Genomic DNA, 14,075 nt, shown 5'->3' on the forward strand with positions numbered 1-14,075 from the left:
TTTCGACAGATTGTTTTCGCATTAACCGTAATTGTTTTACTGTTTATCTCTTTTTCTAATCATGCGTTAACCGCTAAAACGACCAATATTATTCAAGGTTCAGCGCCTTATTTAACTTTCGACGGTGGTCAAACCCGGGCGACAAATATCGAAGCGCTACTCAGGATATCCCTTTCTGATGGTAGAACATTTACTTCCACAACCAATGATTCAAGTTTTGACAATCCTATCGTTTTACCTGTTGCAGGTCAGAGTTTTGCAGATATTGGTATGTTTATACCAACGGATACTGATTTTATTGAATTAAGTTCACTTATTGGCCCCTCCTATAATTATTGGGGTGATGATGATGGCGATGGCCAAGGAGTTAATGGTATTACCGCTACTGGTAATTTATTTTTATCTATTGTTGATAAAAATTCTATTTCTGTTGATCGTAATCAAGTGCTAGATATTTGTAACGCGCCATATAGATTAACGTTATTTAATTCTGAAGAAGGTACATTAAAAACACGTTATGGTGTACCTAATGAAAGTCGTTTTGTTATTCATTATGCTGTTTATTTTATTAATCCTAAGGCACCGCCAGAGGTCTGTTTTGCTAAACCTAGCTTGGAAGTAGGTGGTGCAGGTTATTATCCTGAAAGGCATGCTGGCCCAGCTAACATTTGGAACCTTGAGTACGGTTTTCTAGTTAAGTCCGTTACACCATCGTCTTACGGTTCAAACTTCCCAACTACTGGCGCTAATGGTTTGTATTTTGATTTAGAGATTGGAGGTAACAATTTGGACTTAGCCTGGAAGCCCGTTTCGCATGGTGGTATTACGGCGACGATGACATCTGCAACGAAAACTAGTGTTCGAGTCACTTTAACTGGCCCGGCTGTTACCGACGATTCGCAATGGAATTCAGATAATCCAACTCGTATCGATACGCTATCTTTGCCGCAGACATTTGAGTTAGTTGGTCGTGATAGCAGTGGTAATGCGGTGGTCAAATATGGTTTTGTGTTAAAGCAGTGGTTCGTCAACCGTGGTAGGTATTACGACACTTATTCAAGTACATCATCGTGGTGTAACAAAATTGGTAATTATCGGGTGCCTATGGTTAAGGATTTAACTAACGCTACTTGTCGGAGATGGCATTCAACTCCACCTTATGACTGTCAAGGTGCTGTCGGCGCTATACCACCGGCATCAGGTAATGGTTATCAGCGTCTAATTGGAGCTGGTTTTTTCACGGAGTGGGGGCGAGTGAGCGATTACACTGGTGCCACCTTCTACGACACCCCTTACTATTGGACGAGCCCTGAAAATGGTAATGACCAGTTCGTCGTTAGCGCGTATCGTGGTTCTATTACTCGCCCTGGTGTGTTATCGAGCCACGTTGAGGGCCACATTGGACTTTGCGTCTATCCTTAGAGTTTAGTCCTTAGACCTTAGTTCTTGAACTGTAGAGTTAGGTATATGAAAGATAACTTTAGGACGTTAAAGAATAATAGCCTTACAAAGATAATGTAGCTAACGAAGTGGGTGTTAAAAAGCAATTTTGTGGTGTTATATCAGCAAGATACTGACAACTGAGTCAGTTTAGCATGGCAAAGAGGGATGTCTGGAAAGGCTGTAGTTTGTTAAGGAACAAATCAAACCGACGCGTTAAGAGCGAACGAAGACGGAGTAGTTACATCGTGACCACTTGCGTGGTCGCCGCGGAAGATTGTAAAGATGGTTCGCGCAAATCCGCTTTACTCGGTCGTAAACGTTATATAGAAATAGCCACAAAACTCACTAAAAATAACAAACATCCGATACTAAATAAGCTAAAATGTGCGGAGCGGTTTTTTGAACTTAAAATGCTCAATGATTAAAATGTTTTTAATTGATAAAAATACCAAGAAATAGTAAAAACAACTCAAAGTAGAGCTAAAAATTAAGGGGACAATTTTTTAATGTGTTGGTGTTTTTATCGTTAACATGTTGGTTTAGATGTATAATTTTTATCAAACTTTACAAAAGTTAACAATTAAACGGTCAAAATAAGTTGCATCGTTTTTTTCAATCACTATACTTTTATAACATATTTATATAAATGGAAAAATTTTATACCAATTGGTGTAAAATTGTAAATTAATCATAAATTTAATTGACAGGAATGTCGGGTATGCATTATAATTTTCAACACACAACACACAACCTGCCAAAAATATAATTTAAATTCCTTAAAGTTAAGCTTAGATAATTTATTAATCTACTATCGTTTATTTTTTCAGCAAATACGAAAAAATTCTTCAAAATTTCTTAGTTTAACCTTTTTCTCTCGGCAGATTGTTTTCGCGTTAACTGTGGTTGTTTTACTTTCTATTTCTTTTTCTAATCATGCATTAACCGTTAAGACGAGCAATATTGTTCAAGGTTCAGCGCCTTATTTAACTTTCGACGGTGGTCAAACTCAGGTGACTAATACCGAAGCACTACTCGGGATATCCCTTTCTGATGGTAGAACATTTACTCCTGCAACTAATAATTCCAACAAAAATACTATTGTTTTACCTGTTGCCGGTCAGAGTTTTGCGGATATTGGTATGTTAGTGCCAACGAATACAGATTCTATTGCACTAACTTCACTTATTGGTCCACCCTATAATTATTGGGGTGATGATGATGGTGATGGTCAAGGGGTTGATGGTATTACTGCTACCGGTAGTTTAAACTTATCCATTGTTGATAGAAATAATCAGCCCGTATCACGCAATACCGTGCTAACAATTTGTAATGCCCCTTATAAATTAACCTTATCAAATACTGAAGGTACATTAAAAACACGTTATGGTGTACCTAATGAAAGTCATTTTAGTGCAAGTAATGTCACTTATTATATTAATCCTAAGGCAAAGCCAGTGATTTGTTTTGCTAAACCTAACACTAATATGGGTACAGATGATTATGCTGGCCCTGCTAACATATGGGACCCAGATAAGGGGTTCCTTTCTCAGTCAGTTACACCATCGTCTTATGGTTTAAACTTTCCGACTACAGGTGCGCATAAATTATATTTTGATTTAGATATAGGTGGGAATAATCAGGCTTTATATTGGGAGCCCGTTTCGCATGGTGGTATTACGGCGACGATGACATCTCCAACCAAAACTAGTGTTCGTGTCACCCTAACTGGCCCTGCCGTTGAATTTCATTCGCAACAGAATACAGATAATCCAAATCGTATCGATAAGATATCTTTACCACAGGTATTTGAGTTAGTTGGTCGTGATAGTTCTGGTGGTCAAGGTAATGTCATCGTCAAGTATGGTTTTGTGTTAAAGCAGTGGTTTGTCTCCCGCGGTCCTAATGTTTACGAAAGTTATTCACGTACATTATCGTGGTGTACAAAAATTGGTGATTATCGGGTGCCTATGGTAAAGGAATTGACTAACGCCACTTGTCAAGGAAATGGGGCTAGTTCTAAATGTGAAGGCTCTGTCGGTGCAACACCATCGTCATCTAATAATCATTACCAACGTCGAATTGGCGCCGGATTCTTCACGGAATGGGGGCGTATGTACAATTACACAGCCTATTTCGCCAACTGGAATCATTGGACGTCTGATGAAAAAGATGATGTCCACTTCCAGGTTATCTCGAAAAATGGTGAAGTGTCTAGCTACCCAATCCCAACTAGCGACGCGTTCGGGGTTTGCGTCTATCCTTAGTACTTATTTATTAGTTCTTAGCCTTGGGTTGTAGAGTTAGGTATATGAAAGATAACTTTAGGACGTTAAAGAATAATAGCCTTATAAAGACAATGTAGCTAATGAAGTGGGTGTTAAAAAGCAATTTTGTGGTGTTATATCAGCAAGATGCTGACAACTGAGTGAGTTTAGCATGGCAAAGAGGGATGTCTGGAAAGGCTGTTGTTTGTCAGGAACAAATAACAGCCGATGTGTTAAGAACGATGGCGGAAGGTAGTTACATCGTGACCACTTGCGTGGTCGCCGCGGAAGATTGTAAAGATGGTTCGCGCAAATCCGCTTTACTCGGTCGTAAACGTTATATAGAAATAGCCACAAAACAATAAAACGCCCGAAACTAAAAGAACAACAAAATTTAGCGAAAGTTTTTTTGAAACGAAAAACCAGATGATTGGTGCCATGATTTAGAGCATTATTCATCTGGTTTTTATTTAGTAGATTAATTATTTAATCTAATTTTTATTTTATCGCTTTAGCCACTATTTGTTGTGCTTCTTGCTGTAAGGTTGCTAAGTGTTCATTATTGATAAAACTCTCGGCATAAATTTTATAGGCATCTTCAGTACCAGACGGGCGAGCGGCAAACCAACCGTTTTGTGTGATAACTTTTAGACCGCCTATTGGTGCGTTATTCGCTGGTGCAGTAGTTAAGCATTGGGTAATTTCCTCACCGGCTAATTTATCGGTAGTTAATTGGCTTGCATCAAGTTTGGCTAGTTTCTGTTTTTCAGTAAATGAGGCTGGTGCTTGAATTCGACCATAGTAAGAAACACCAAATTTTGCCTCCAACTCTTGATATTGTTCTTGTGGGTTTTTGCCAGTTTTTGCTGTCATTTCAGCCGCTAATAGGCATAAAATGATACCATCTTTGTCAGTAGCCCAGACTTTGCCATTAGTTCTTAAGAATGATCCGCCAGCGCTTTCTTCACCAGCAAAACCTAGTTTACCATGATAAAGTCCATCAGCGTACCATTTAAAACCGACAGGATATTCAAGATATCTTTTATTCAAGTTGTTAGCGACTCGGTCGATCATTGAGCTGGTTACTAATGTTTTTCCTATTGCCACATCTTTTTGCCATTGTGGTCGATTCTGGAATAAGTAGTTAACACAAGTTGAAAGGTAGGCATTGGGGTTCATTAATCCTGTTGGTGTGACAACGCCATGGCGGTCAGCATCGGTATCGTTACCAAAGGCCAGATCGAATTTATCTTTTAGATTTAATAATCCAGCCATCGCCCAGCGACTAGAGCAGTCCATACGGATCACTTCGTCATGGTCTAAATGCATAAAACTGAAGGTTGGGTCAATTTTGTTGTTGACGATTTCAAGGTTTAAGCCATATTTTTCCGCAATGCGAGGCCAATAGGTGATACAAGCCCCACCAAGAGGATCAACGCCAATTTTTAATGATGAGGATTGGATAAGCGATAGATTAATGATGTTTTGTAAATCATTGACATAATCAGTTTCATATTCTTTGGTATGAAGGTAATCAGATTTAATTGCTTTTTCTATTGTGACACGTTTAACTCCATTTAGGTTGGCTTTAAGGAGTTCGTTGGCACGATTTTCGATCTGTTTGGTAATATCAGTATCCGCCGGGCCACCATTAATTGGATTGTATTTGATTCCACCATCCTCAGGCGGATTATGTGAAGGCGTAATCACAATACCGTCCGCCAATTGTGATTGTTTTCCTTCGTTATAAGTCAAGATGGCGTGCGATATTACTGGTGTTGGTGTGTACCCCCAATCTTTAGCGATAACTACTGTTTGTTCGTTGGCAACCAAGACTTCAAGGACAGTTTTTAAAGCGAGTTCAGACAAGGCATGGGTATCTTGACCGATAAAACAAGGCCCAGTGATGTTATTCGCCTTTCGATATTCGGCCACCGCTTGAGCAATAGCCAGAATATGAGCTTCGTTGAAAGTACCTTTATTGGAGCTACCACGATGGCCTGATGTACCAAAAATAACCAACTGGCTAACATTGTCAGTATCTGGTTTAATTTGGTAGTAATTATTTTTTAATGTTCCAAGATCAATAAGGTCTGATGGTTGCGCTAATAATCCTGCACGACTTGGTTTGGCCATTTTTTACTCCTCTTTCACAATTTTTTTTATTTATTTGGTTAATTGTGTTCATTGTGGTTGCTGAATTTGTCATTTAGTTTACGGTAAAAAAGCAAGAGTAACTTGATTAATCATGTTTTCTGATATACCCATGTCACTCATAATCGATTCGATAATTAATAATTTACGAGCGGTATTGGTATTACTGATAACCCAATATGGAGTGCCAATAATTTCTCTTGGTTTAGTATTTTTACCGGAAGTTTCTAACGATTGTTTATCTTTAGCCAAATATTGACGTTTGCTGCCATGTAATGATGTTGCAGCAATTGAAAATAACGCTGGATTGTAATTATATAATGCACCTAGTAATAATATAAAGCGACTTATGATAGATTTTTCATTAGTAAAAGTATCGCTTTGGAGTAAGTCATCAAAAAGAGAATAGTGATGTTCTTTATGTGGTGCTTGATTAGTTTTATTTGATACCGCTTGTTTGAAGTTTAATAAACGTCGCAAAATACTTGAGGCATCTTCACCAATATGTTTAGTTTGACCTGCAATAAATTGATAAAGTTCTTCGTCGATTTCGATAGTTTTCATTTTGTTACTTTGCCTATTGAATTATTTTACTTAACAATTATCATTAAGGATAACGTTAAGATTTAAATTTTTGTCTGCTTTGTCATTCAAGCAATTTTGTTTTGATTGATGAATGACGGTTTCATTTTAAGTCATCAGTTTTTGATTTTCATCATTAGTGCCAGTTATCATAACTGATAAAACTGAAGGAAAAAATAACCGTTTCATGTACTTATTGTATGGTAGATTAAGTATTGAACTGAGTATAACCTAAGTTAACAATAAATTGTATTATCTATCGCTAAAATAATGAAAATGATATTGTCGTTTTTACAAAAGAATATTATGCTAAACATGGTATAAAAATTTATGCCCAATTATATGAGGAATTTATTATGAAAAAAATCGTCACATTAGCTATTCTTGCTGGAATTTTGTCTGGATGTAGTAATAGTGATATATATTCTGGCGATGTTTATACCGCTGATCAAGCAAAACAAGTTCAGCAGGTGAGTTATGGTACAGTTGTGGGTGTAAGGGCTGTTAAGATTCAAGCTAACACAAATAATAGAGATGGTAATGTTGCTGGTCCTTTAGGTGGCGCGGTACTTGGCGGAGTTTTAGGTAATACGATTGGTAATGGTACTGGTCAAATATTAGCTGCGGCAACAGGCGCTATTGGCGGTGCTATTTTAGGTGATGCTATTGAAAACCAATCTAATCAAGCCGCAGCTGTTGAATTAGAAATAAAACAAGAAAATGGCTCTAACATTGTTATTGTGCAAAAAGGCGATGTTAAACAGTTTTATCCTGGTCAAAAAGTGAAATTAATCACTAACGGGCAACGCATAAACGCAGCTCCCCGAAACTAATACTGTTAATACAATTTATTTCATAAATTCTCCTGTCGATTTGCTTTCACTTATTATGATAATGAGTGAAAGCTCCTTTCTAAGTTAATTTTACCCCATTAATATAATTGCTAATTTATAGTTTTATGGTTTTCAATCGGTTAATTTGTCAGCATAAAAATTTGCTTGGTTAGTCACAAATAGATAAACTCAACTAAGATGATTAATTATAATAAGGAACAATAAAGCAATGCGTATTTTACATACAATGATCCGGGTTGGTGATCTAAAACGTTCAATTGATTTTTATACTCGCGTGATGGGAATGAAGTTGATTAGAACAAGTGAAAATCCTGAATACCAATATTCTCTTGCCTTTGTTGGTTATAGCGATGAGTCAGAAGGTTCGGTAATTGAATTGACATATAATTGGGGTACAGATAAATATGATCTTGGTACTGCCTTTGGTCATATTGCTATTGGTGTTGATGATGTTGCTAAAATGTGTGAGAACGTTCGTCAAGCTGGCGGTCGAGTGACGCGTGATGCTGGCCCAGTTAAAGGTGGTAAGACTATTATCGCTTTTGTTGAAGATCCAGACGGTTATAAACTTGAGTTAATTCAAAATAACCAATCAGATAAAGCGTTAGGTAACTAATTATATTTGTTGATATCGCCATTTTTGGCGATATTTTTTTCAATTTGGCTTTATTCGTATTTAGGAGTAAGCAGATCTGCAAGCAGTTGCTGATGCGATGTCGTTTGTTTTGACTGTTCTAAGCTCGCGGTTATCATGATAGCATTTAATGCGGTTAATGATTCATCAAAATCATCATTAACAATGATGTAATCATATTCATTGTAATGCGATATTTCAGATTGAGCTTTATGCATTCTTTTACTAATCACTTGAGCATCGTCTTGGCCACGTTTGATTAATCTATTTTCCAACTCTTTTAGTGATGGCGGTAAGATAAAGATACTTTTTGACTCAGGCATCTGTTGTCTTACTTGTTGTGCGCCTTGCCAATCTATATCAAGAAAGACATTTATTCCTTGTTGCAAAGATCGTTCAATTTCTTTTTTGGATGTGCCGTAGTAGTGGTCGAAAACGTGAGCATATTCGACAAAAGCATTTTGTTTTATAAGTGATTCAAATTCCTGATTGTCAACAAAATAGTAATGTTCACCTTGTTTTTCACCAGGTCTTGGTTTTCTTGTGGTATGTGAGATTGAAACTTTGGCCGGATGGTGACCGGTTTGCGCTAAATAGGCGCGAATCAGGCTCGATTTTCCTGCACCACTTGGGGCCGAGATAATAAATAAAGTGCCAGTATACATAAATAATTTTACCGTATTAGTAAGATAATTAGTGATTTTAATTGTCACATAAACTTGTTCAGCGCTATTATAGCAAAATTTGTATATTGAATGTGGCTTATTGTTTTAAGTTGATTTTATTATTAGCATTCTAATCTTTTTTAAACAGAGAAATAACCAAGATGGTTGATTTTTATTATTAAAATTATTCAAAATAGCAAATAGTGTTTGTTTTGTTAAGGAAGGGAAAATGTCATTAACATTTAAAGATGGTGCACGCGCATGTGTTCCTACTTTATTGGGATATATCGGAATTGGTATTGCAGCAGGTGTAGTGGGTAAAGCTTCAAATTTATCAGTTTTAGAAGTTACATTAATGTCGGTTATCATTTATGCCGGTGCATCGCAATTTATTATTACGGGTTTAATGATGGTGGCGACACCAATTACTGCTGTGATATTTACGGTATTTTTGGTTAATTCTCGTCATTTTCTGATGAGCATGGCAACAGCACCCGCGTTTCGGCGATTTTCGCTTCTGAATAATATCGGTATTGGCAGTTTATTAACCGATGAGAGTTTTGCTGTTGCCATGAATGCTATTGCTAATAAAGAGCCTATTAACCCGCCTTGGATGCATGGCTTAAATGTCACCGCTTATGTTGCGTGGATATTATCTTGTTTAGTAGGAGCATTAATTGGTGAATGGTTACCAAATCCTGCACAATTTGGTCTGGATTATGCATTAGTGGCGATGTTTATTGGCTTATTATATTTGCAGTTAATTGGTGATAAAACAAAAAGTATAAGAAATCGAATTATCGCCATGTTGACAGTCACTGTCATGTTAATTTTTTTATTGCGTTTTGTATCATCAGAAATGGCAATCTTATTTAGTACTTTTGCTGGTTGTTTTATGGGAATTATTGTGGAGCGTAAGGCATGAGTACTTATAGTTTGCTGATTATTTTAGGTAGTGGCATAGTGACGTGGTTACCACGCATCATTCCGTTTTTGTTAGTACGAAAATTGCAATTACCAGATGTGGTAATTCGCTTTTTATCCTATGTGCCTATTTGTATTTTAACTGCGCTATTTGTACAAAATCTTTTTACAGTTAAGCAAGGTGAATTTCCTAGTTTTAATTTGGAATATTGTATAGCGGCAGTACCCACCATTATCGTGGCAATTTTGACAAGGAATTTGATGTGGATAGTTATTGCAGGCATGAGCAGTATGGCTTTGATTCGATATTTTATTATCTAATTAATAATATAATAATTAATGTATTGCAAACAAAAACAGGGCAGTAGCCCTGTTTTTTATGTTCGTTCTTTTTGAGTTAAACGCATTATGTTTTTATTTAACTCTTCAGCTTCCGCTGTTTGTCCTAATTGTGTTAGGTAATTAACCATAGCTTTTTGATTAGCCAGATTATTGACGATAGCTTTGGGTTGTTGTTTCCACCATTTTATTAGTGCAAGTGGATCGATATCAGTAGATAACTGTTTGATACGACCAATGTAAGCTGCTTGTTTAAACTGATCGAGTTGTGAATCAGAATAAGCCTTGGTTTTGTATAAGATAGGTAATAAATCTATAACAGCTTGATAATCTTGAATTTCATAATATAGCTGATCAGCTAATTTTAATACCTCAATATTGCGGGGTTTTTCATTTAAGAGTTTTTCAATTGAGATTTTAGCTTTATCATACTCGTGGTTTTTTAGTTGCAACCGAATTTGTACAAGTTGAAAAGCAAATAATTCATTAGGTTGACAATATTTTGCTGCATGTTCTAAAGATTCATTTGCCGCAATTAATTGATCATCGTCAATTTGTGTTTGAGCCGCAAGCAAGTAGGATAGCGTGGTATTTTGAGCTCCTTTAGCACTCTTCATAAATAATTTTGCCGCTTGGTGATAATTACCTTCTAACAAATAAAATTGTGCTTGCTCAATGCGTTTAAATGATTTTTTGGGTGAACTTAATCCTAACAAGCTACCGAAAAAAGTTTTTGAATTGAAAATTTTAGTTAAGATTTTATAGAGCATATAAAGGCAAAGCAAGCCAATTAGCTGTAATATGAAAAATGCGCTAAAAGACATGCTAATGCGATAGTTAGCAATTTCAAATACCGCTGAACCTTGATTACCCTCAAGTAATGGACCAAGAATAAATCCACCAACTAATACTAAGAATATAATGAGTATTCTGAACATTATTATTCTCCTTATTTACCTGATAGCGATTTAACGCGAGTCTGCATTAATTTTTCTAGTTCGCTAATGCTATCGAGTTTATCAGGGATATTTTGGTTAGTGATTGGTTGGCTTTGTAAATTTTCAAGTTCATTTTGAAATGCGATTACTGCTGGTGCGTTGCCATCAAAATATGCATTAACCCAAATGGAAGCATCATTTAATGCTCGTTGATAGATAAGTTCCTGATGTCTTGGTACAGCTTGCGCTGCAATTAATAAACGAAAACGAATATTTTCGCGGAGGTAGAATGATTGCTCAGCACTAAGTGGTGTTTTTAGGATTTGGCATTTGACAATTTGTTTTTCATCATCTCCAGCCTTATCTAAACATTCGGAAAAATAGTTATCTTTAGCTTCTAACTTCTCAATTTTTATGAATTTATCCATAAATATCTTAGCATTTGCTAACAGATTATCAGACCAATTGTCTGTCGAATTGCTAATATCACTATTATTTGCAGCGAGAGAAGATTGGTTACTTTGCTCATTATTCGCAATAGTATCATCATATTGATTCATACCAAGATCGATATCTTTATAATTTCCAACTAACGGTAATTCGGTTAATGATTCCGTTAAACCAAGTAGTTTTAGAATAATACCATCAGCATCAACTGATGTGACATTCGATAGTGAATTAATATCTTTGTTAATAGCTTGTCGAGCTTTTAGTAGGCTAGGATCATTGACTTCAACGAGACTTTCATCAGCACTTTTAAGTAACAAACTCGCAGTGGTGTAATCTTGATCATTCCAAATCTTTCTGCCTGCTAAATTAACCAGATAATTAGCTTGTGCGATTAACCAATCATTGTTATCGGGAGAGTTTAAAGCGGATAAACGTGCATTGATAGTGTTTAGATTCTCTTCGTTTCGTGTAGTGATATCTTCTATCTGATGGCTAAGTTGCTGTTGAGTTTTTTGGTTGTCGCTTAACTGACGATCAATGCTTTGCGTTAATAATGAGAAATCTTGTTTTTGTTTATTGACTGCCTCATTAATTTTATTTTCAAGGTCACTAACTACGCTGGCTTGATTATTCTGTTTTAAATTGGCAATATCAGTTTGCAGAGTTGAAATCGTCTGTTTTTGATTTTCAATTTGCCTATGTCCTTCATAACACATCAATCCAGTTAATCCAATTGTTAATGCTATAGCAAGTAGCGATAGTTTTGATACTGGCGCCTTTACTTTATTAGTCATTGCAGATTGTTTAACTTGGGGCTCATTTTCAGGACTAGAAGTTTTTTTGATTGATTCTTTTTCATTTATGTTCATCGTCTTATTCGCTTCGTTGTTGCTGTTTTTTATTGGCGTTTGACTAAATGAAGTGGTGCTGACGTTGGAAAGTGTTGCATTGGCACCATAATATCTTGATGGCATAAACTAACCTCATTTAGATTCTTGAGAAATATTGTTTGCATTATGACATAGAGTTAATATTGTTTTAAATAAAAATTGATTATTTGCACTAACAATTTGTAAAATTTTATGCCATTTAAGTTGTTTAGCTTTTTCAAATATCCGAGGGCTGGTTACGATTAATTGGGCTTCACACTTATGTTTATTTTGGCAGTAAGCGTCAAGTTGTAATAGATGATCAACACTTGTTACCAGTATGCGCTGTTGATCAATGTTATTGGCTAATATTGTGGTTGGGTAAGTAATCGGTTGGCGAACATAACATTCAACTGATGTTACACTTGCTTTTTCGGCTAATGTTCGAGATAGCAGTTGTCGACCATTATTTCCACCGAGAATTAATACCGAACGCCCTTGTAGATCAGTTATTAGTTGCAATAATCCTTCACTATGTTCTTCATTTGGATAATTAACATCAACGCCATTTTGCTGACTAAATAATTCGGCCGACTTTTTGCCTATGGCAAAATAACGTAGATGTTTAGGAAAACTTAGTTTTGATTGATACTGGCTTAGCATGTGGCTGACTTGTGGTGAAACCACAATAACGATATCGGATGCAGTAAGTTGATTGAGTTTTTGTTGAAGATTATTTAGTCCTTGTCCAACTGAGATTTTAAAAAAGGGGAGATGAGTTGCCGGAATATTAGCTTGATTTAATTGCTGAGTTAAAACATCCCCTTCGGGAGAAGGGCGAGTAATATAAATCATCGATTATTTAGTTCCGCTAATATTTTATCAGCCCCTTTGGCTAATAATGCTGATGCCAGTTGTTGCCCTAATGCTTCAGGTTGAGTTGCGGTTCCTGATACGCTAACTTTGATAATTTTGCTACCATCAATACTGCCCACTAAGCCATTTAAGCTTAATGAATCATTAGTTAATTGGCTGTAACAGGCAATCGGTACTTGGCAACCACCTTGTAAGGCTTGATTCATTGCTCTTTCGGCTTGAATACATATTCGACTGTTTTTATCGTCGAGTGGTGCAAGTAATTTTAGAATCGTCTCATCATTTGATCGTGTTTCAATACCAATCGCACCTTGGCCAACTGCGGGTAAAATTAAGTCAGTGGTAATATATTGTTTAATTCGTTCTTGTAATCCTAAACGCTTTAAACCAACAGCAGCTAGGATGATAGCGTGGTATTCTTGATTATCTAATTTGGCTAATCGCGTACTTACATTCCCGCGTAGATCGGCAATTTTTAAGTGTGGGTATTTGGCGCGTAATTGACATTGGCGTCTTAAACTTGAAGTGCCAACAATGGCACCTTGCGGTAAATCGTCCAAGCTTTGATATTGGTTTGCTATTAATGCATCACGAACGTCGTCACGTTGACAGATAGTGGCTAACATTAATCCTTCTGGAAATTGAGCAGGGATGTCCTTGATTGAGTGAACCGCGATATCAGCCGTATTGTCTAATAGCGCTTGTTCTAACTGTTTAACAAAAAGTCCTTTACCACCAATTTTCGCTAGTGGGCTATCTAAAATCATATCACCTTTGGTTACCATCGGGATCAGTTCAACTGTAAGATCTTTATGAATGTCTGTCAGTTGTTTTTTTACAAAGTTAGCCTGCCAAAGTGCTAAAGGGCTTTTTCTTGTTGCGATACGGATTTTCAATGGTGTTTCCTATCTTGCAAAGCTTCAATTGTATTAACTTTTTATATTAAGCCTTTATCGATTTACCTAAAGCCGATACTTGTAAGGCTTTAGGTATCGAGACGTTTTATTAATCTTTGAAAACTTTTTTCGAGCTCATTGTTTAAAAAACATTGCTCAAAAAACATTGTTTTAAAAACTTAGGTTA

The 14,075-nt window shown here is 36.3% G+C and carries 14 protein-coding genes; 7 read left to right on the plus strand and 7 right to left on the minus strand.

From position 1 onward, the window contains the following. Positions 1–270 precede the first annotated feature (270 nt). The 3 genes from DKK70_RS06440 to DKK70_RS06455 all read left to right on the plus strand — a co-directional run bounded on the left by DKK70_RS06440 (position 271) and on the right by DKK70_RS06455 (position 4,072). Complete coding sequence (locus tag DKK70_RS06440; protein ID WP_110433246.1) at positions 271–1,422, plus strand: hypothetical protein; 1,152 nt, start codon at positions 271–273, stop codon at positions 1,420–1,422. 920 nt (positions 1,423–2,342) lie between these two features. Beyond that, positions 2,343–3,707 (plus strand): hypothetical protein, encoded by a 1,365-nt coding sequence (locus tag DKK70_RS06450; protein ID WP_110433248.1) that lies wholly within the window; start codon positions 2,343–2,345, stop codon positions 3,705–3,707. A gap of 185 nt (positions 3,708–3,892) precedes the next feature. After that, positions 3,893–4,072, plus strand: coding sequence for a hypothetical protein (locus tag DKK70_RS06455; RefSeq protein ID WP_110433249.1), 180 nt, complete (start codon positions 3,893–3,895; stop codon positions 4,070–4,072). A 133-nt stretch (positions 4,073–4,205) separates the two neighbouring features. On the opposite strand, the gene pgm is transcribed toward DKK70_RS06455, so the two are convergent. Next, the gene (pgm, locus tag DKK70_RS06460) at positions 4,206–5,843 is read right to left on the minus strand and encodes a phosphoglucomutase (alpha-D-glucose-1,6-bisphosphate-dependent) (protein ID WP_110433250.1); all 1,638 of its coding nucleotides are present in this window, start codon (positions 5,841–5,843) and stop codon (positions 4,206–4,208) included. A 78-nt stretch (positions 5,844–5,921) separates the two neighbouring features. Next, positions 5,922–6,425, minus strand: coding sequence for a replication initiation regulator SeqA (locus DKK70_RS06465; RefSeq protein ID WP_110433251.1), 504 nt, complete (start codon positions 6,423–6,425; stop codon positions 5,922–5,924). Positions 6,426–6,799: 374 nt separating this feature from the next. Between DKK70_RS06465 and DKK70_RS06470 the strand changes: the two genes are divergently transcribed. Both DKK70_RS06470 and gloA read left to right on the plus strand, forming a co-directional pair. Continuing rightward, on the plus strand, positions 6,800–7,276 hold the full coding sequence (locus DKK70_RS06470) for a glycine zipper 2TM domain-containing protein (RefSeq protein ID WP_219999700.1): 477 nt from the start codon (positions 6,800–6,802) through the stop codon (positions 7,274–7,276). A gap of 229 nt (positions 7,277–7,505) precedes the next feature. Further along, the gene (gene gloA, locus DKK70_RS06475) at positions 7,506–7,913 is read left to right on the plus strand and encodes a lactoylglutathione lyase (protein ID WP_110423197.1); all 408 of its coding nucleotides are present in this window, start codon (positions 7,506–7,508) and stop codon (positions 7,911–7,913) included. Positions 7,914–7,963: 50 nt separating this feature from the next. Here the strand turns inward: gloA and gmk are convergent, their stop codons facing one another. Further along, the gene (gene gmk, locus DKK70_RS06480; RefSeq protein WP_110433253.1) at positions 7,964–8,596 is read right to left on the minus strand and encodes a guanylate kinase; all 633 of its coding nucleotides are present in this window, start codon (positions 8,594–8,596) and stop codon (positions 7,964–7,966) included. Positions 8,597–8,825: 229 nt separating this feature from the next. Between gmk and DKK70_RS06485 the strand changes: the two genes are divergently transcribed. Both DKK70_RS06485 and DKK70_RS06490 read left to right on the plus strand, forming a co-directional pair. Next, positions 8,826–9,521: an AzlC family ABC transporter permease gene (locus DKK70_RS06485; RefSeq protein ID WP_110433254.1), complete on the plus strand. Its 696-nt coding sequence runs from the start codon at positions 8,826–8,828 to the stop codon at positions 9,519–9,521. Next, complete coding sequence (locus tag DKK70_RS06490) at positions 9,518–9,841, plus strand: AzlD domain-containing protein (RefSeq protein ID WP_110433255.1); 324 nt, start codon at positions 9,518–9,520, stop codon at positions 9,839–9,841. The genes DKK70_RS06485 and DKK70_RS06490 overlap by 4 nt, the downstream gene beginning before the upstream one ends. Positions 9,842–9,897: 56 nt before the next feature. Here DKK70_RS06490 and DKK70_RS06495 read toward each other — a convergent pair whose 3' ends face one another. Genes DKK70_RS06495 through hemC form a run of 4 tightly spaced genes read right to left on the minus strand, consistent with a single transcriptional unit; the run spans position 9,898 to position 13,888 of the window. Next, complete coding sequence (locus tag DKK70_RS06495) at positions 9,898–10,797, minus strand: heme biosynthesis HemY N-terminal domain-containing protein (RefSeq protein WP_110433256.1); 900 nt, start codon at positions 10,795–10,797, stop codon at positions 9,898–9,900. An 11-nt stretch (positions 10,798–10,808) separates the two neighbouring features. Beyond that, the gene (locus tag DKK70_RS06500; protein WP_110433257.1) at positions 10,809–12,221 is read right to left on the minus strand and encodes a uroporphyrinogen-III C-methyltransferase; all 1,413 of its coding nucleotides are present in this window, start codon (positions 12,219–12,221) and stop codon (positions 10,809–10,811) included. 9 nt (positions 12,222–12,230) lie between these two features. Continuing rightward, a complete protein-coding gene (locus DKK70_RS06505) occupies positions 12,231–12,971 on the minus strand; it encodes a uroporphyrinogen-III synthase (RefSeq protein ID WP_110433258.1) in 741 nt (246 codons plus the stop codon). Continuing rightward, positions 12,968–13,888 carry a hydroxymethylbilane synthase gene (gene hemC / locus DKK70_RS06510; RefSeq protein ID WP_110433259.1) on the minus strand — a complete coding sequence of 307 codons (921 nt, stop codon included), beginning with the start codon at positions 13,886–13,888 and terminating at the stop codon, positions 12,968–12,970. The genes DKK70_RS06505 and hemC overlap by 4 nt, the downstream gene beginning before the upstream one ends. Between the last annotated feature and the right edge of the window lie 187 nt (positions 13,889–14,075).

The sequence above is a fragment of the Gilliamella apicola genome, from assembly GCF_003202655.1.
Taxonomy (GTDB): Bacteria; Pseudomonadota; Gammaproteobacteria; order Enterobacterales; family Orbaceae; genus Gilliamella; species Gilliamella apicola_R.

What these genes read in the sequence shown, in the direction of transcription:
- DKK70_RS06440 (WP_110433246.1), top strand. Translation starts at nt 271, where the DNA reads ATGTTTATACCAACGGATACTGATTTTATTGAATTAAGTTCACTTATT.
- DKK70_RS06455 (WP_110433249.1), top strand. Translation starts at nt 3,893, where the DNA reads ATGTCTGGAAAGGCTGTTGTTTGTCAGGAACAAATAACAGCCGATGTG.
- pgm (WP_110433250.1), bottom strand. Translation starts at nt 5,843, where the DNA reads ATGGCCAAACCAAGTCGTGCAGGATTATTAGCGCAACCATCAGACCTT.
- DKK70_RS06465 (WP_110433251.1), bottom strand. Translation starts at nt 6,425, where the DNA reads ATGAAAACTATCGAAATCGACGAAGAACTTTATCAATTTATTGCAGGT.
- DKK70_RS06470 (WP_219999700.1), top strand. Translation starts at nt 6,800, where the DNA reads ATGAAAAAAATCGTCACATTAGCTATTCTTGCTGGAATTTTGTCTGGA.
- gloA (WP_110423197.1), top strand. Translation starts at nt 7,506, where the DNA reads ATGCGTATTTTACATACAATGATCCGGGTTGGTGATCTAAAACGTTCA.
- gmk (WP_110433253.1), bottom strand. Translation starts at nt 8,596, where the DNA reads ATGTATACTGGCACTTTATTTATTATCTCGGCCCCAAGTGGTGCAGGA.
- DKK70_RS06485 (WP_110433254.1), top strand. Translation starts at nt 8,826, where the DNA reads ATGTCATTAACATTTAAAGATGGTGCACGCGCATGTGTTCCTACTTTA.
- DKK70_RS06490 (WP_110433255.1), top strand. Translation starts at nt 9,518, where the DNA reads ATGAGTACTTATAGTTTGCTGATTATTTTAGGTAGTGGCATAGTGACG.
- DKK70_RS06495 (WP_110433256.1), bottom strand. Translation starts at nt 10,797, where the DNA reads ATGTTCAGAATACTCATTATATTCTTAGTATTAGTTGGTGGATTTATT.
- DKK70_RS06500 (WP_110433257.1), bottom strand. Translation starts at nt 12,221, where the DNA reads ATGCCATCAAGATATTATGGTGCCAATGCAACACTTTCCAACGTCAGC.
- DKK70_RS06505 (WP_110433258.1), bottom strand. Translation starts at nt 12,971, where the DNA reads ATGATTTATATTACTCGCCCTTCTCCCGAAGGGGATGTTTTAACTCAG.